Raw genomic sequence first — 17621 nt, 5'->3', positions numbered from 1 at the left:
GGATAAATATGTTTGGACAAGACCTAAGTGCCGTCCTGCTTTACGCCATCCCCGGATGGGGAGTGGGTGTGGCGGGGGCGACTCTCAAGCCAAAGCAGGCTGTCTCACGGCGTGGCGCGACCGATCGCCACCAGGCTCAAAGCGTCGAAGGTATTCGGTGAGGCCGCGTGGCGTGCGTTTGCGCGACGGATTATACCAGGGCAGAAAGTTCGCCAGCAGTGGCAGCGCGGTGCGCAGCAGGAAACGGCGGAAGCGCTTCTCGTCCTGGGCGAAGGCGGCGCGTTCGTCCGCCATCATGCCGGCGCGGTCGGTTTCGGCGAGATATTCGTACATCCGCTCCATGTAGCCCTGGTTCAGGTGGCGCACAGCGAACAGGAACCCGTAGACGCGGTAGAAGTACCCATTCCAGATCGCGTTCCACCATCCGCGGCCATAGATCGCGTGGTAGATCTCGAAACAAACGTGGCGATGTTCGAATTCCTCGGCCATGTGCCACTTCCAAAGGTCGGCAAGGTCCGGATCGGCTCCTTCGAGCCAGGTCGCGCTTTTCTCGAACCAGACCCAGCCGGCCACCGCGCCAAGTGACTCGAAGCCGTCGGCATAGGCGAGCAGGAACTTGAGGGAGCGGTTCTGGAGCAATTGCTCGAGATCGTCCTCGAGCTCCTTCTCGATGTCTGCAAGGCCCGGATAGCCTTGCGCGACCAGGGCCCTGTTGAACAGGCGATGCTGGCGAAAATGCTGCGATTCCTGCCCGATGAAATCATCCATGTCCTTGAGCAGACGCGTTTCCGACACGGGGATCAATGGCCGAGCCCGTTGCAGGATACGGATCAGCCATGGTTCGATCGGGGTCGGGATGAACGAGGTGGCGTTGCGGTGGTGGGAAAACGCACGGCTCGGCGCCCAGTGGGCTCGCACCCTGGAGTAGTCGATATTGGGATAGCGGACCGTGAGTGCCACCAGACCCTTCTCCTCTTCCGGGCGCTTGGCGTGACAACTAGGTAAGTAGGCCGCGGCTGACCAAGCGCGGGCCGGCTTCATCGCAACAGCGATGGGCGGGCTGGCTGTCTCGCCGGTACAGATCTCCCGATCCATGGCGCAACCAGGAGATAACGCGAAGATGAGCCTGCGCCCTTTCCGCATAGACGTCGCCCAGCCGGTTCTCGACCGCATCGCGATGCGTGTTGCGGACGCCCGAATCGGCTATGCGCCTGCCGAGGGAGGTCCATGGGACTACGGCATGGACCGCGGTTACCTTGCCGAACTCGTCGCCTACTGGCGCGACGCGTACGACTGGCGGGCCGAGGAGGTGAAGCTTAACCGCTGGCCGCAGTTCATGGCGACGGTCGACGGCGTCGACATCCATTTCTACCACATCCCGGGGGACGGTACGCGCGCGCTGCCGATCATTCTGACCCACGGCTGGCCGGGCTCGGTCGTCGAGTTCCAGGCCGCGATTCCGCTGCTTCTGGCCGCGGGATATACGCTCGTGATCCCCTCGTTGCCGGGATACGGCTGGTCGGGCCGGCCGGCTCGGCCGATCGGGCCGGCCTCCGTCGCCGTGCTATGGCGCAAGCTGATGGTGGACGTGCTGGGCTATTCCCGTTTCCTGGCCCAGGGTGGCGACTGGGGCAGCGCCGTCACGCACCAGCTTGGCGCAGCGCACGCCGACGTGGTTGCCGCGATCCATGTCAATTTCTTTATGGGGCCACCGCCGGGATCGAGCCAAGATGCCGAGCTTGCAGAATACTGGCGCAGCGTCGGCAAACTGATGGAAGCCGAAAGTGGCTACCACCATGAGCAACGGACCAAGCCGCAGACGATCGGCCTGGCGCTGCACGACAATCCGGTCGGCTGGGCTGCCTGGGTGGTCGAGAAGTTCCAGCGCTGGGGCGACACGAGGGGCGTGATCGAGAGCCGCTTCAACAAGGACCAACTCATCACGAACCTGATGAGCTATCTCGTCACGGACAACGTGATCTCTTCCCTGTGGATGTACTACGCGAGCGACCTTGAAGCGCGCCACCCCGGCCCTGTCGCCCTGCCCTGCGGTTTGGCGCACTTCCCTGGCGAATTCTACCCGATGCCGAGCCGGCGCCTCGCCGAGAAGGCGTACAACGTGCAACATTGGAGCAAGCTGCCGGCTGGCGGGCACTTCGCCGCGATGGAAGAGCCAGCAGCCTTTGCGATGGACGTGATCGCGTTCTTTGACGAATTCGGCGGCTGACCGAGCGGATCGCACAGGTGATGCAGTATCCTGATCGCTTTGCGCTGGCTTGGTCCACGTATATGGTTTCAAGAATGAATAACCTGTCTGCATCCAAGCTCGAGGTTGGACCAGTCCCGCTCTACCATCAGTTGGAGCAGGATCTTAAGGCGCGTATTGCCTCGGGCGAGTATGCTGCGGGCTCCATGCTGCCCACCGAAGAGCAGATCGGGCAAACCTACGGTGTCAGCCGGATTACGGTTCGCCGGGCGTTGGAAACACTTGATGTTCAGGGGCTGATCCGCCGGAGGCGCGGTGTCGGTTCGTTCGTGGCAAGTCGAAATTCCCCCGTCCATGCCGTGCACCTGACGGGCTCGCTCGATGCCTTTCTGCTGACGGCGACCGAGCTCGAGCCGATCTTCGTATCACTCGACGAACGGTTCGCGCCCGAGGATGTCCTGGCGGAATTTGGACTAGAGTCCGGCGGCACATTGCTTCGCCTTGAGGTCGTAAGCAGGACGCGGGAAGGCCCGACCGCGCACTCGGAGTTTTTCTTCACGCCCGCACTTATCGGCAAGTTTGCGGCGGATGATATTGTTGGCAGTGAGCCCATTGTACGCATCGTCGAGCGAAAGCTGGGCGTCCGGCTTGGACGTGCCAGCCAGACCATCACGCCAGATAAGGCGATAGGGCGAACTGCGGACTTCCTGGGCATCCCTGAAGGAACACCGGTGCTGCACGCCCAGCGCAACTATTACACGACCACTGGCGACCTCGTGGAAATCGCGCGTCAGCGCTATCATCCCGAGCGGTACCGGTACGAGGTCGAACTCAAGGCCGGCCTCCACAGCGTCTGAGTGGAGACCATCCCAGCGCTTCAGTCTCCGCGGAATACTGGTTCGCGTTTCTCAAGGAACGCGTCGAGTGCCTGTGAATGGTCCTCCGTTTCGTGTGCAAGGGCCTGGTAGGCGGCGGAGAGTTCGAGGATTTCCGACATTCGCTGCGTCTGCGCCTCGCGCAACAGCCGCTTTGTCAGCCGAAGTGCGCGCGCGGGGTTGGCTGCGATCCGATGTGCTAACTCCAACGCCTCCGGCAGCAACCGCTCGTCCGGCACGACCGTATCGACCAGACCGAATCCCAGTGCATCATATGCACTGTAGCGATCGCCAGTGAGGAACATTCGCGCCGCCGTGGAATAACCTACGACCCGCTGTAGCGACCAAGCGCCGCCATCGCCGGGCACGATGCCGACCTTAATGAAGCTCGCCGAGAATTTCGCGCCCTCGGCGGCAAGGCGTATGTCACACAGGCAGGCGAGATCGCAGCCCAACCCGACGGCGTGGCCGTTGACTGCGGCAATCAGGGGCACCTCACAAGCCATGAACGCTTGCGTGATTCGCTGCACCCCACGGCGATAGTTGTGCCGAGTCGAATCGGGCTGCTCGAGCGGGCCGATACCGTTGCGTTCCTTCATTGCCTTGAGGTTGCCGCCGGCGGAGAAGGCCCGCCCCGCGCCAGTAAGGATAGCTGCCGAGATCGAGCGGTCATCAATCAGGGACTCAATCGCTTCCACGAGATCAAGGCAGTCGCGATGCGTGCCGATCGCATTAAGCGAATCGGGCCGGTTCAGGGTGAGCAACGCGACGCGGCCGCGGCGCTCGATCGTTACGAAAGGGGGCACCGCATTGCTCCTCATGGCAGCCTGAAAGTGGCGCAATCCTAAGCTTTCGAGCCGTGCTGGCGAGGCTTGGGCCGCAAGATCGCGGATGCGAAGCTTTCTCTTGCAAAGAGGATGCTTGTCAGCATATCATGACATCATAACATGGCATGACAAGTTGCAGGCAACGTCATGTTCGGCAAGGGAGAGTGGACGATGGCCACCGTCATGCGCGAAAAAAAGATCAAGTCCGCCGACCGGGTCCTGGAGATCTTCGAGATGTTCTCGGGCGAAAGGAAATCGGTCACTGTGATGGACGTCGCCCGTGCGCTGAATGTACCTCAGTCGAGTACTTCGGAACTCCTTGGCTCGCTTGTGCGCCGGGGCTACCTCTATCGCGACCGGACAGCGCGTACCTTCCGGCCTACCGCACGCGTCGCACTTCTTGGCGCGTGGGTTCAGCCCGACTTGTTTCGCCACGGCCGACTCCTGCCGATGATGGACAGCCTACAAGAGGAAACGGGGGAAGCGGTTGTTCTGGCCTCTTTGATCGGAGTGGATGTGAAGCACGTCCATGTTGTGGGCGAGGGACTTCCAGACGGGCTCGGTTCGGGCACTGAGCATCACCCGCTGCATTCGCCGTTCGGCGTGGCGCTGCTCTCTATGATGTATCGAGAGAATGTGCGCAAACTGGTGCATCGACTCAATGCAGAGTGCGATCCTGCCCTGCACATGCGCTACAGCCAACTTGAGCCACAGTTAAACACGACCAGCCGCCAAGGCTACGCCACCGGTGAACTCGGCGATGGTCGCGCCTCCGTCGCTGTCTTGCTTCCGGAGCGCCCAGGCGAGGAGCAACTGGCGATCGGAATTGCCGGCCCAATCGATCGCATCGCGGCGAATAGCGGTCAGCTGGTACAGACACTGCGCGGCGCGATCGCCCAGTGCTTCGCGCCTCATTCCGGACCCGACCTTCGGCAGGTCGAGCGGCCCGCGCTGGCGGCCATGCACTGAGCGGGTTCAGGCGCATTTCCAGACCGAAAGGGCTTTCGTGACGCAGTATATTCTCACGCGCAAGGACGGCGCGATTGGCCACATCGTGTTCAACAAGCCCGAGAAGATGAACGCCATCTGCCTCGAAATGTGGAAGGGCATGGGCGACGCGATGGCGGCGTTCGAGGCTGACGACGATGTGCGCGTGGTGGTGTTCTCCGGTGCGGGCGGCAAGGCCTTCGTCGCCGGCGCGGATGTCGGAAAATACGAAGACGAGCGCGGCGACAAGGATTCGCAGGAGCGCTACGCGAAGACCGGAGAGGACGCGCTCCAGGCGATCTACCGCTCGAAGAAGGTGACCGTCGCGGCGATCGACGGATACTGCATCGGCGGCGGCGTCTCCGTCGCGCTGGTGTGCGACCTTCGCTACTGTTCGGCCCAGTCCAGCTTCGGGCAGCCGGCTATGAACATCGGCATCGGTTATCGCTATTCGTCGTTGCGTCGCATGGTCGATATCATCGGCTATGGCGCGTCGAAGGACATGCTGCTGGGCGGGCTGCGCTTCGACGCGCAGGAGGCCTTTACCAAGGGTCTCGTCGGCCGTGTGCTGCCGAACGAGGAGTTCCAGCCGTGGATCGACAAGACGGTCCGCAACATATCGGTCGGCGCGCCACTCACGGCCGAGGACATCAAGTTCACGCTGTGGACCTATGCGCAGGACGAAGCCAAGCGCGACACGGATCGTTGCGAGGAGCTGTTCCAGATCTGCTACGCTTCGGACGACTACAAGGAAGGCATTCGTGCCTTCGCCGAGAAGCGCAAGCCGGTCTTCACCGGCAAGTAGTTCGGAGTCGACGATGGACCTGCGGTTCACCGCGGAGGAGGAAGCGTTCCGCCGCGAGGTGCGGGCCTTCATCCGCGACAATCTCGATCCCGTCACGCATCGCAAGATGATCGAGGGCCGGATTCCGGAAAAGGCCGAAATCGTTGCCTGGCAGCGCACGCTCAACGCGCGCGGCTGGGCAACCCCATCTTGGCCTCAAAGCCACGGCGGCCCTGGGTTTACGCCGGTTCAGCGCTACATCTTCCTCGACGAGCTTCACCAGGCGCCAGCCCCCGAGCCGGTCTCGTTCAATGTCTCGATGATCGGTCCTGTGCTGATCCGCTACGGCACGCCCGGGCAGCAGGCACGTTTCCTCGCCGCCACAGCCAACCTGGATATCTGGTGGGCGCAGGGCTTTTCCGAGCCGGGCGCTGGATCCGATCTTGCTGCCTTGCGGACTTCCGCCAGGCGCGATGGCGATCACTTTGTCGTCAGCGGACACAAGATCTGGCAGGGCATGGCGCACCACGCTGACTGGATGTTCACGCTCGTGCGCACCGACCCGCAGGCGCCGAAAAAGCAGATGGGCATCTCGTTCCTGCTGATCGACCTGCGGCTGCCCGGCATAACGATCCGCCCGATCATCACCCTCGACGAGCGCCACGAGGTGAACGAGGTATTCCTCGACGAGGTCCGCGTCCCCGCCGACTGCCTGGTCGGCGCGGAGAACGCCGGCTGGGACGTGGCCAAGTTCCTGCTTTCGAACGAGCGCACCGGGATTGCGCGCATCGGGATGACCAAGCACCTGATCCGGCGGATCAAGCGGCTGGCGGGCGACAATCGCTCCGTGCTCACCAAGGCCGCGGCCATAGAAGCCGAGCTCAAGATCCTCGAGATCACGCAGCTTCGCATTCTCGACGGGCAGCGCCGCTCCGATGCCGCCGATCCACGCTCGTCGATCCTCAAGCTCAAAGGCGTCGAACTGCGCCAGGCTGCGTCGGAGCTGCTGCTGGCCGTTGCCGGACCTGCGGCACTCGAGGTGCGACATGACGACGCGCCATTTGGTGACGAAGACACCGAATGGATCGGCACGATCTTGCCCAACTACGGCATCCTGCGCGCCGCCTCGATCTATGGCGGCTCCAGCGAGGTCCAGAAGGGCATCCTTGCCAAAACGCAACTGGGGCTCTGACCGCGATGGACCTCGAGCTTTCCGACGACCAGCGAATGCTTCAGGACAGCGTCCAGCGGCTGGTCGCCGAGCACTACGACCTTGACGCACGACGCGCCGCCATGCGCGAACCGCGCGGTTGGTCGCCCGCGATGTGGAGCGCAATCACGGACCTGGGCCTGACCATGCTGCCGTTCCTGCATGAGCAGGGTGGTCTGGGCCTGGGGGGCGTCGAAACGATGATCGTGGGGGAAGCGTTCGGCCGTGGCCTTGTCGTCGAACCGTACCTGCCCTCGATCGTGCTTGCCGGCACTGCGATCCGGGAATGCGCGACGCCGGCTCAGACAGAGCGATGGCTACCAGGGCTGATGTCCGGGGGGATGATCGCGACTTTTGCGGATTGCGGCTCAGTTGCGGCCCGGCAGGAAGGCCATGACTGGCTGCTCGATGGCGAGGCCCGGATGGTTCTCGGTGGCGATAGCGCGAACTTGCTGCTGATCCCTGCCGGGGTTCATCTCTTCGCCGTTCCTGCATTGGCGGGCGGAGTGGAACGCCGCGGCTATCGACTGCACGGCGGCGGCACCGCGGCGGACCTCCGGCTATCCTCGGTGCGGGTCCCTGACACTGACCGGCTCGCCGGAAACGGCAGCACGAGCCGTGCCATCGAGGCCGGAATCGCTTGGCTTGCCGCCGAGGCGACGGGCGCTATGCAGGCCGCGCTCGACCTCACGGTCGACTACCTCAAAACCCGCGAACAGTTCGGCAAGACCATCGGCACGAACCAGGCCTTGCAACACCGCGCGGCCGAGATGTTGGTCGAAGCGGAACAGGCGCGCTCGGCGGCAATGTATGCCGCCCTGCTAGCCGATGAGCCGGACGAACACATCCGCGCTACCGGGCATGCTGCGGTGAAGGCGGTGATCGGAAAAGCTGGCCGGTTCGTGGCCCATAACGCGGTGCAACTCCACGGTGGGATTGGCGTCAGCGAGGAGCACGCAATCAGCCACTACTTCCGGCGGCTCACCGCGATCGGAATGATTCTGGGCGATTCCGAGAGCCAGCTTGGCCGGCTTGCGGCGCTCGGCGGCTTTACCGGCGCATCGCCGCACTTCGCCGCTGCCTGAGGCGTCCCAACGCAGTCAAGTTGTGAAGTGGCGGCTCATCTGTTGCGATTTTGCGCGTCGATCATGGATTGCACGATGCGTCCGTGATCGGGCCCTTGCGTCTGTACGAACTGCAGATCCATCTGCGCCTGCAGCACCGTGTCGACCATGCTCTTGGCATACATGTTGAAGAGCTTCTTGGAGCCGGCCAGCGCAGTCCGCGGGTGTCTGACGATACGCTCGGCCATCGCAAGCGCTTCGTTCAGTTGCTCGCCTGCAGGCACGACCTTGTTGGCGAGGCCGCAAGCCACCGCGTCCGCTGCCAGCAGGCGATCCCCGGTGAAAGCGAGTTCCTTCGCCTTGTGTAGCGAAGCCAGAAACGGCCAGGTGACAGAGATTCCGTCGCCGATCACCAGCCCGACATTGACGTGGGGCTCGATGATGAAGGCGTTTTCGGCCATGATGACGATGTCCGACAGCGCCAGCAATGTGGCGCCGAAGCCGACGGCAGCGCCATTCACCGCAGCGATTACCGGGACGGGAACGTCAAGCATGGCTGTGATAAAGTCCCGCCCGTTGGCGATCGTTTCGCGCGCGACCGCCGGATCCTTCGCGGTGGCCACGAAGTGCTGGAAATCGCCGCCGGCGCTGAACGCCTTGCCCGCGCCCGTCAGAATTACAGCGCGGACCGTCTCGTCCAGTGCGAGTTCGCGTGCAATGCGGGTCAGCCTGAACAGCAGCGCGGTCGAGGCGGGATTGCGATCATCCGGCCGGTTCAGGGTAAGGATCCGGATCGCGCCGCGATCCTCGATCAGCAGGTCATCGCCGGCGGGCCCGGTCATCCTCAGGTCGCTCCCTGCTTCAATACCATGAATTTTAGACGGTTATGACGAAGTCGTCGCGGTGCCGCTGCGCCCATGCACCGAAGGTCTCGAGTTTGATGCCGAATGACGCGGCTCGTGCGAGATCCACCTTGTAGCCTTCGACGCTGGCCCATTGCTGGCTGCTGACCAGCCCAGCGTGGTGCCCGGCATCAATCGCTTCCACCTCGGTCAAGTAGCGGGCCCGCACAGGCTTACCCGTTGCGTCGGCGATTACGGCGGCCACGGAATCCATATCGAGTGCCTCGGCAGCGAGATCGATGTCCTGCCGGTCGAACCGGGACGGATTCATGAATGCGGCGGCGGCGAAGCGTCCGACATCCGCGGCGCTGACCAGATCGAGCGGCACGCCCTTGGTCATTGCAGTGCCCAGGCAACCGCTGGCGAGCAGCGGGAACATCCACGCCGCCTTGGGGGGGATGAAATTCTCCATCATGAACGCCGGCTTCAGCACCACCCAGTGGTCAAAGCCGGCGGCGCGAACCAGGCTGTTCACGGCGGACTTGCTGTTCCAGTACCCCTTCGTCCAGCGCCCTTCGAGCCACCCTGCGAAGCTCGTCTGGTCCCCTGCGCGTGCAACCGAGGTGTGAACAAAGTGAGCCACACCGGCGCGCTGCGCAGCCTCGACCAGGTTTCGACCGGTTCTGACTTCGGAGTCGGGGTCACCGGGCAGGGGCGGCAGTTGCATCGAGAAGACGCCGAAAGCACCTTCGAGCGCCTTGTCGAGCTGGGCCGTATCCTCGAAGTCACCAGCCTGGAGCGCCACGCCGCGCTCCGCGAGACTGCGCGCAGCGGCCGAAGCGGGATCGCGCACCAGAGCTCGGACGGATATTCCAGCAGCCTGCAGCGCGTCGACGGTCGCACCGCCTTGCATGCCGGTGGCGCCGGTCACGAGAATGGGGCCGGTAACGGGCAAGGAGTTCTCCTCTTGGTGCATCAGCCGGCGAGCGGCGCGTCGGCGAACAGAAGGCCGGTGGATTCGAGCGCAGTGGCTGGCACCGCGTAGCCGGCCCGGTCGGCTATTTCGCTGAAGTGATCACGGATGTCCTCGATCGCGTGGCCCTGCTGCTTCCAGCCTTGGGTCAACCCGGTGAAGATCTCGGCCACGTGCCCCATGCCCGAGTTGAACACCCGGCCAGTGGGTTGGCAGTCACGATGGGCGAGATAGCCGACGAGCGGTGCGACATACTCCGGCCGGGCATTGGCGGCGAACCAGTCGTTGAATGCCTGGTTATCGGAAAAGCCTTCGAAAAGGCGCGAGATCGCCAGCGGGCAAACCGCGTTCACCTTGATGCCGAGCGGCTCGCCATCGATGGCAAGGCAGCGAAGCATTCCGATCACCCCGCCCTTCGCTGCGCCATAGGTTGCATTGGCGGGAATGCCGAAGACTCCTCCGGCCGAAGACATCAGGATCACCCTTCCTTCGCCGCTCCTGGCCAGATGCGGCCATGCCGCGCCCACCAGCAACCCCACGCCGGAGACCATGAGATCGTGCAGGCGATCGAACGTTGCGGCGTCGAGCAGGTCAGGGGTGCCGCCGTACACGATCGTGCCCGCATTGCAGACGAGCACGTCGATTGCGCCGAAGGTTGCTATCGCATGATCGACTAGCGCCCTGATCCCAGCCGGGGTCGAAACGTCGTTGAAGTCTGGTTCCGCGATGAAGCCTTCTGCACGGATCGACCAGACCACCTCGTTTGCGGGCTGCTGCGACGGCATGGTTCCGTCGATCGCGCTGCCGAGATCGTTGACGATGACCCGCGCGCCTCGGCGCGCAAGGAGCAGCGCCTGCTCAGGCCCGAGTCCGCGTCCTGCGCCGGTGACGACCGCGACCTTGCCATCGAAGCGCATGTCCACTGTGATTCTCCCTGCGTCCATGGTCGGCGGCGCTTGAAAAGCAGACTTATGAGCCGACTCGGCGCCCGGGAAAGGCCGGGTGCGCTCTGATCATGTTTGCGATCAGAGGAACGAGTTGACGATCAGGAAGCAGTGCCAAGAAGAGCTGCCCGCTCCCTCAGCTCGACGCGGCGAACCTTGCCGAGCGGTGTGCGTGGCAGCACGTCGATCGTCACAAACTTTCGCGGCACCTTGAAATTGGCCATGTTCGCGCGGGCCCAGGCGGTGAGAGCGGCCTCGTCCGGTTCGCTGCCCGATGTTGGTACTACGAAGGCCATCGCGACCTCTCCCAGGCGGTGATCCGGCATGCCGACCACGGCCACGTCCGCCACACCCGGTGCACCGCGCAGCATCGTTTCGACTTCGGCCGGATAGACATTGAAGCCGCCTACGATCACGATGTCCTTTAGCCGGTCGACGATCCGCAGGTAGCCGCGCTGGTCGAGCACGCCGACGTCGCCCGTATGCAGCCAACCGTCTGCATCGATGGCCTCGGCAGTGGCTTCGGGGTCTTCGAAATAGCCCCGCATGACGCTGAAACCCCGGAAGCAGACCTCGCCCGGCTCACCAGGAGGCAAGGATGCTCCATCGGGGCCGACAAGGCGCATCTCGAAACCGGGAAACGGCCGTCCGACGGTCGTCGCCAGTGTTTCAGCACTGTCGCCCACGCGGCAACTCGTCCCCATTGCGGTGTTCTCGGTGAGTCCGTAGCTCGTCAGCAGCACTTCAAGACCCAGCACCTCGCGACAAGCCTGCATTAACGCGACGGGCAAGCTGGCCGACCCGGTCGTACCGATCCTGAGGGAGGAAATGTCGTGGCCGCTCGGTCGGTCCACGAGGGTCTGGAAGAGGGCAGGGGGGCCGGGCAGCACGGTGATCTGTTCGCGCTCGATCAATGATCCAAGATCCTCGGCGTCGAGTTGAGCGACCGGAAAAGCCGTCATCCCGTCCACGAGGCAGGCAACCCAGCCCGCGCGGTAACCGTAACTGTGGAAGAACGGGTTCACGATGACCATCCGGTCACCGGGTCGGGTGCGGTTAACGAAGTTGTAGCTGCGCAAGACCGCAAGCGCCTGCCGATGACAGAACATCGCGCCCTTGGGTTTGCCCGTGGTGCCTGAGGTGTAGAGAATGTCGCAAAGGCTGTCGGGCCGGATCGCCGCGATCCGTCCATCGAGAGCAGCTTCGCTCACGGTATCGGCGCGGGCCACGAAGTCGGCGAGAGGTACGGGATCGAGCAGGACGATCTCACGCAAATGGCGCAGTCCGCTTATCGGCTGCCCTGCGGTCGGCCCGCCACGCGCCTCGGCGAGCAGGTCGACAAACCGTATGCCAAGGAAGCCGCCCACCGTGCAGAGCATCGTGGCCCGGCTGCGTTCGAGGATATACGCGGCTTCGGCGCCCTTGAACCGGGTGTTGAGCGGGACGAGTACGCCACCCGCCAATTGCAGGCCAAGCGCGGCCAATACCCACTCGATGCTGTTCGGCGCCCAGATGGCGACGCGGTCCCCCGATTGAATCCCCGCCGCAATAAAGGCGCGCGCCATGCGGCGCGCTGCGGCTTCGGTTTCGGCAAATGTCAGGCATCGCCCGTCCTCGCCGACGAGGAACAGGCGATCACCGTGCAGCCGTGCGGATTCAGCGAGTTGCTCAGGGATGGTCGGCGGACCGTCGAGCGGGTCGAACCGGGTCTCGTCCCAGTCGATCGCCGCGCCAGCAGCCATCCCGTCGTTGCTCACGCTGCGTTCCAGCCCTTGCCTTCCCTTGCCAGCCGCTCGAGCAGCTTGCCCGGAGCCCAGCGCGGACCGTTCCGTTCAGCGGCTTCCAGCGCCATCTGGTAGATCCGGTCCAGCCCGTATTGCTCGCCCCAGAACATCGGGCCGCCGCGGTGGACAGGAAAGCCGTAGCCGTTAACCCAGGCCACGTCGATATCGCTCGCCCGAATGGCGGTGCCGTCCTCGATCTCCTTGGCGCCTTCGTTCACCAGCGGCGCGAAGAGGCGCGCCTCGACCTCGTCGTCCGTGAATTCGCGGCGCGTGATCCCGAACTCCTTCGAGACACTTTCGATGATCGCGATCGCTTCGGGATCGGAGAATTTTTCGCGGCCCTCGTAGCGGTAGAAGCCCTTCGCGGTCTTCTGTCCGTAGCGGCCGGCCTCGACCAGCCGCTCTACAATCGGTGACACGCGCTCACCCGCCGGGATGCTCGCGGCGCGGCCCTTCCGCGATACAACAGCCATGTCCATGCCGGCCATGTCGCGCATCGACATTGGCCCCATTGCCATGCCGAACCGCGTGGCCACGCGGTCGATCTGCTCGGGCGTAGCGCCCTGCTCGAGCAGGAATTCCGCCTCGCCGGTGTAGTACTGCAGCATGCGGTTGCCGATGAAGCCGTCCGCATTGCGGGCGAGCACCGGCACCTTGCCGATCACCTTGCCCATCTCCATGACGGTGATGATCGTCTCGTCCGATGTCGTCGCGCTCCGCACGTTCTCGAGCAGCTTCATGACGTTGGCGGGCGAGAAGAAGTGGCAGCCGACCACGTCACCGGGACGGCTCGTCGCGCTCGCGATCTCGTCGATCGAGAGGTAGCTGGTGTTGCTGGCGAGCACCGCACCCGGCTTCATCAGCCCATCAAGACGCGAGAAGATTTCCTTCTTGACGTCCATCCGTTCGAGCGCCGCCTCGATGACGATGTCGCATGGCGCGAGGTCGTCGTAGGCAAGCGTGGGGGTGATCAGCGCCAGCGCGCGGTCCATCCTCTCCTGGCTGATCGAGCCGCGCGAGACCGAGATGCCATAGTTCTTGCGCACCACGTCCAGTCCGCGATCGAGCGCGGCCTGGTCAAGGTCCAGCAGGGTGACCGGAATGCCCGCATTGGCGAAGGTCATGGCGATGCCTCCGCCCATCGTGCCGGCGCCAATGATCGCGCAGGACTGGATCGACCTGGGCTTCACGTCGGCCGGGATGCCGGGGATCTTGCGCGCCTGCCGCTCGGCGAAGAAGTAGTGCATCAGCGCGGCGCGCTGGTCGCTGGCGAAGAGCTCCTGGAAGCGCTCCTTCTCGTACGCGAGCCCCTCGGCGGCGGAACGGGTGCAGGCGGCCTCGATGCAGTCGATTATGGTCATCGGCGCGATCTTGCCGCGCGCCTTGGCACCGACCTTCTTGCGTGCGGTGGCGAAAACGGCAGCGTCAATGTCGGTCACCTTGTCGTCGCGTTCGATCACCGGGACGAAGCCGCGGCCATCGGCCAGTGCTTCGCGTGCGAAGGCAACGGCACCGCTGCGCAAATCGTCGACGATCGCGTCGATCACGCCGAGCGCCAGCGCCTGCTGCGCAGCGATGTGTTTGCCCGAAGTGATCAGGTCGATCCCCACCTCTACGCCGGTAAGCCGCGGGAGCCGCTGGGTGCCCCCGGCGCCGGGCAGGAGGCCGAGATTGACTTCGGGCAGTCCGACCTTGGCGGTGGGCACGGCGACGCGCGCGTGGCAAGTCAGCGCAAGTTCCAGCCCCCCGCCGAGCGCGGTGCCGTGGATTGCCGCGACGGTTAGCTTGGGGAAGCCTTCCAGCTCGCCCTGGATGTCCTGCAGGCTCGGCTTCACCTGGCTTTTCTCGGTCCCGAACTCGGTAATGTCGGCGCCCGCGATAAATGTCTTGCCCGCGCCCAGGATCACCACGGCACGCACCGCCGAATCGCTTCGGGCCCGCTCGAGCGCCTCACCGAGCCCGGTGCGGACCGCAGCGCTCAGAGCATTGACCGGCGGGTAGTCGACCGCCAGCACCGCCACTTCGCCGTCGACCTCGTAACCTACCGTGCTCATCGCCGTCTCCGTTAATGGCCGCACCGGCGTCGCCGGTTTGCTGGCATATACGGCTGCTTTGGCAAGAGGGGAGCATGAAGGCGAGTGTACCCCGCGTGCTTGCCGGACATATCGCTGTTACGATGTGCCGGACGGCAGGATTGTCCTCGCCCGGCAAAGGCGGTGAATGCAGGGGCAGGGAATAGGGTGACAGGGGCTGGATCGATGCCATCGGAAGCATTGCAGGGTATCCGGGTCCTCGATCTGAGCCGCATCCTCGCTGCGCCATACTGCGCGCAGCTCCTGGCCGATCTCGGCGCCGACGTGATCAAGGTGGAGCGTCCCGGCGCTGGCGACGACAGCCGCTCCTATGGTCCGCCGTTTCTCAAGGATGCAGACGGAAACGCTACCCGGGATGCCGGCTTCTACCTGAGCTGCAATCGCAACAAGCGTGGCATCACCGTTGATCACGCCAAGCCGGAGGGCGCGGCGCTGCTACGCGATCTGGCAGCGAAGTGCGACGTGGTGATCGAGAATTTCCGCACGGGGGTGCTCGCCAAGTACGGCCTCGATTACGCGAGCCTTAAGTCCATCAACCCACGACTGGTCTATTGCTCGATCACCGGCTTCGGGCAGGACGGTCCCTACGCGGCCCGCCCTGGCTATGACGGCGTGTTCCAGGCAATGTGCGGGATGATGAGTGTCTCGGGCCTGCCCGAAGGGGTGCCCGGCGGCGGACCGATGAAGGTCGGCGTGTCGATGGTCGACATCCTCACCGGGCTTTACGCGAGCAACGCCATCCTTGCCGCACTGCGCTACCGGGACCGCACGGGCGAGGGTCAGTTCATCGACATGGCCCTGCTCGACTGCGGTCTCGCATCGCTCTCGCACTACGTGCAGAACTACCTGATATCGGGAGTTGTACCGGAGCGGCGCGGCAACGGCGGCTTCGGCGGCATTCCCTCGCAAACCTTCCGTTGTGCCGATCGAGACATCTTCATCGTCGCCAGCACCAACAAGCAGTTCGGCTCGCTGATGACCGTACTGGGCGAGCCGGCGGTGGCGGCTGACCCCCGCTTCGACCAGGTGCAGCATCGCATTGAGAACCGCGACGCGCTCCTTTCCATTCTCGACCGCCTGTTTGCCACCCGGCCCGCCGCCGAATGGCTCGCCGCTCTCGAAGCCGCCGACGTGCCGGCCAGCCTCGTCAACGACATGGCAATGGTGTTCGAGAACCCGCAGGTGCGACATCGTGCCATGCTCGACCACGTCGAACACGCCGCTGCGGGTACTGTGCCTGTCCTCCGGAACCCGATCCGCATGTCGGCCACGCCGATCGGCGCCGCAACCGCACCGCCTACGCTCGGCCAGGATAACGACGCAGTGCTTCGCGACGTGCTCGGCTACGATCAAGCGGCGATCGAGAGGCTTCGCGCGACTAAGGTGCTCTGACAGGTTGTCGCCTTGTCAAGGTCGGGCCGCGGTGACCACCAAACGGTCTGCGGGCCTACAAAGGGTCAAAAAAGGTTTCTTTCACTTTCGATCAGTCCGGGTCAGGGCAGAAGTCGAAAAAATATGCGATAAATCGCGCAAACGCCTAGTCTAAGAAAATTCCTTCACGCTTTATTACGCTAAAGAGACCCCATGCATACGGTCGACCCGAACGCCCCTGAATCGCTTGCCGACCGCCCGGCGTTTCATAATCAACTACGCAAATTCGGTATTGCCGCCGCCGCTGATGGTGGATTTTATTATGCAGCTGGCTTCGATATCGTAAAGGAAGTTCTGGAAAATCACGCGCACTTTTCTAAAGAATGGGGCAGTCAGCTCGCACCCATGGAGCGCGGTATTGCGTTGAACCAGGATCCGCCCGATTTTCACGCATTCAGGCGGCTCTACAACGCCTACATGTCGCCCGCCGGAGTCAAGCGCTGGGCCGGGGACTGCGCGCGCATTGCAAATGAGGCGATCGACGCGTTCGAGGCGCTCGGCTCAGGCGACCTTCAGCATCTGTTTGGCAAGCCCGTGCCGGCAAAGGTCGCAGCACGGGCGATTGGCTTTCCGGAGGAGCCGGTCGAGATGTACCGGCGTTGGACCGATTCATTCCTCGACGCAATGATCCGCGATCCTGAAGAGCAGCAACGCGTCATCGCCGAAATGTATGCCTTCTTTGATGAGCAGTTCGAACTCAAGCGACGGAAGTTGCGCGATGCCGGTATCGAGGAGCCTGGACCAACTCATGTCGGCACTGTTCTCGACGACAGCCTCACGTCGGTCCTCATGACCACGCACTATCACGGACGTTACCTCACCGACGACGAACTGCGTCGGACCATCCGCGGCTTCTTCGTCGGTGGCGTGGACACGACCGGCGCGCTCATGCTCAACACACTGCATCGCCTCCTCGAACAACCCCCACTTTGGGAGCAGGTAAAGGCTGATCCCGCGCTGATCGATGTAGCCATCGAGGAATCGCTGCGTCTCGAGCCGCCTGCAATGGGGATGTTCCGCGGCACCCCGTGTCAGGTCAACATTGCAGGCGAGACAATTCCTGAAGGCTCCCGGGTGCTGTTCTCGGTTCTCAGTGCCAACCGCGATCCAGCCCATTTCGGCGATCCTGACGAGTTTCGGCTCGATCGAAAGGGAGAGCGACATATCGCATTCGGCAGCGGCCCGCATTTCTGTCCCGGCGCCTGGACCGCCCGGATGGAGGCAAGGATTGCTCTGAAAATATTGATCGAGAGGCTGCCGGGTCTGCGCTTGACGGCGCCGGTGCAATACTTCGACGCAATCAATTTTTGGATCGTGCGGCATTTTCCCGCTGCGTGGGACTGACCGGCATTTGGCGAGCATTGGTTCGAGCATCGACTGTTCGGAACGCATGATGGGCTAACAGTTCTTTGGCCCCGTAATCTGCAGCTGCGCGGTCTACGCGCAAAGGCCAACAGCCTGAGGCGGTTCCTCAACCTAACCGGGCCGATGGCTGTCGCTTACGGGACTTTGGGCGCCTTCGCACGCGTGCTGGCTCTGTTGCAAAGATTGGCGGCAGTCAGAGGTAGGCTGTCGCTCTGCGCCGATCAGGCGGCTGCTGC

General features: G+C 63.6%; 15 protein-coding genes. 8 read left to right on the top strand and 7 right to left on the bottom strand.

Annotated features, from left to right (window positions below; all coding sequences use genetic code 11):
* Positions 1–84 precede the first annotated feature (84 nt).
* A complete protein-coding gene (locus tag ACFO0A_RS06430) occupies positions 85–1095 on the bottom strand; it encodes a metal-dependent hydrolase (protein ID WP_379538187.1) in 1011 nt (336 codons plus the stop codon).
* A gap of 25 nt (positions 1096–1120) precedes the next feature.
* Here ACFO0A_RS06430 and ACFO0A_RS06425 point away from each other — a divergent pair, with 25 nt between their 5' ends.
* A complete protein-coding gene (locus tag ACFO0A_RS06425; RefSeq protein ID WP_379538186.1) occupies positions 1121–2227 on the top strand; it encodes an epoxide hydrolase family protein in 1107 nt (368 codons plus the stop codon).
* Between the two features lie 20 nt (positions 2228–2247).
* Positions 2248–3063: a GntR family transcriptional regulator gene (locus ACFO0A_RS06420; protein WP_379538462.1), complete on the top strand. Its 816-nt coding sequence runs from the start codon at positions 2248–2250 to the stop codon at positions 3061–3063.
* Between the two features lie 20 nt (positions 3064–3083).
* On the opposite strand, the gene ACFO0A_RS06415 is transcribed toward ACFO0A_RS06420, so the two are convergent.
* Complete coding sequence (locus ACFO0A_RS06415) at positions 3084–3902, bottom strand: crotonase/enoyl-CoA hydratase family protein (RefSeq protein ID WP_379538185.1); 819 nt, start codon at positions 3900–3902, stop codon at positions 3084–3086.
* Positions 3903–4079: 177 nt separating this feature from the next.
* On the opposite strand from ACFO0A_RS06415, the gene ACFO0A_RS06410 reads away from it, so the two are divergent.
* Genes ACFO0A_RS06410 through ACFO0A_RS06395 form a run of 4 tightly spaced genes read left to right on the top strand, consistent with a single transcriptional unit; the run spans position 4080 to position 7974 of the window.
* Positions 4080–4877 carry an IclR family transcriptional regulator gene (locus tag ACFO0A_RS06410; protein ID WP_379538184.1) on the top strand — a complete coding sequence of 266 codons (798 nt, stop codon included), beginning with the start codon at positions 4080–4082 and terminating at the stop codon, positions 4875–4877.
* Between the two features lie 37 nt (positions 4878–4914).
* The gene (locus ACFO0A_RS06405; RefSeq protein WP_379538183.1) at positions 4915–5700 is read left to right on the top strand and encodes an enoyl-CoA hydratase; all 786 of its coding nucleotides are present in this window, start codon (positions 4915–4917) and stop codon (positions 5698–5700) included.
* A gap of 13 nt (positions 5701–5713) precedes the next feature.
* Positions 5714–6871, top strand: a complete 1158-nt coding sequence (locus ACFO0A_RS06400; protein WP_379538182.1) for an acyl-CoA dehydrogenase family protein — start codon at positions 5714–5716, stop codon at positions 6869–6871.
* 5 nt (positions 6872–6876) lie between these two features.
* On the top strand, positions 6877–7974 hold the full coding sequence (locus ACFO0A_RS06395) for an acyl-CoA dehydrogenase family protein (protein ID WP_379538181.1): 1098 nt from the start codon (positions 6877–6879) through the stop codon (positions 7972–7974).
* A 35-nt stretch (positions 7975–8009) separates the two neighbouring features.
* Here ACFO0A_RS06395 and ACFO0A_RS06390 read toward each other — a convergent pair whose 3' ends face one another.
* From ACFO0A_RS06390 to ACFO0A_RS06370, 5 genes are all read right to left on the bottom strand, one after another.
* The gene (locus ACFO0A_RS06390; RefSeq protein ID WP_379538180.1) at positions 8010–8795 is read right to left on the bottom strand and encodes an enoyl-CoA hydratase/isomerase family protein; all 786 of its coding nucleotides are present in this window, start codon (positions 8793–8795) and stop codon (positions 8010–8012) included.
* 34 nt (positions 8796–8829) lie between these two features.
* A complete protein-coding gene (locus tag ACFO0A_RS06385; RefSeq protein ID WP_379538179.1) occupies positions 8830–9726 on the bottom strand; it encodes an NmrA family NAD(P)-binding protein in 897 nt (298 codons plus the stop codon).
* 44 nt (positions 9727–9770) lie between these two features.
* Positions 9771–10685 carry an SDR family NAD(P)-dependent oxidoreductase gene (locus ACFO0A_RS06380; protein WP_379538461.1) on the bottom strand — a complete coding sequence of 305 codons (915 nt, stop codon included), beginning with the start codon at positions 10683–10685 and terminating at the stop codon, positions 9771–9773.
* Between the two features lie 128 nt (positions 10686–10813).
* Entirely contained in the window at positions 10814–12469 is a 1656-nt protein-coding gene (locus ACFO0A_RS06375) for an AMP-binding protein (RefSeq protein WP_379538178.1), read from the bottom strand.
* Complete coding sequence (locus ACFO0A_RS06370; protein WP_379538177.1) at positions 12466–14550, bottom strand: 3-hydroxyacyl-CoA dehydrogenase NAD-binding domain-containing protein; 2085 nt, start codon at positions 14548–14550, stop codon at positions 12466–12468. The genes ACFO0A_RS06375 and ACFO0A_RS06370 overlap by 4 nt, the downstream gene beginning before the upstream one ends.
* A 204-nt stretch (positions 14551–14754) precedes the next feature.
* Between ACFO0A_RS06370 and ACFO0A_RS06365 the strand changes: the two genes are divergently transcribed.
* The gene (locus ACFO0A_RS06365) at positions 14755–15981 is read left to right on the top strand and encodes a CaiB/BaiF CoA transferase family protein (protein ID WP_379538176.1); all 1227 of its coding nucleotides are present in this window, start codon (positions 14755–14757) and stop codon (positions 15979–15981) included.
* A gap of 192 nt (positions 15982–16173) precedes the next feature.
* A complete protein-coding gene (locus ACFO0A_RS06360) occupies positions 16174–17364 on the top strand; it encodes a cytochrome P450 (protein WP_379538175.1) in 1191 nt (396 codons plus the stop codon).
* Positions 17365–17621 lie beyond the last annotated feature (257 nt).

This window comes from Novosphingobium tardum (genome assembly GCF_042652045.1).
Taxonomy (GTDB): Bacteria; Pseudomonadota; Alphaproteobacteria; order Sphingomonadales; family Sphingomonadaceae; genus Novosphingobium; species Novosphingobium tardum.
Note: the sequence above shows the minus strand (reverse complement) of the source record. Positions and strands in the feature narration are given on the sequence as shown.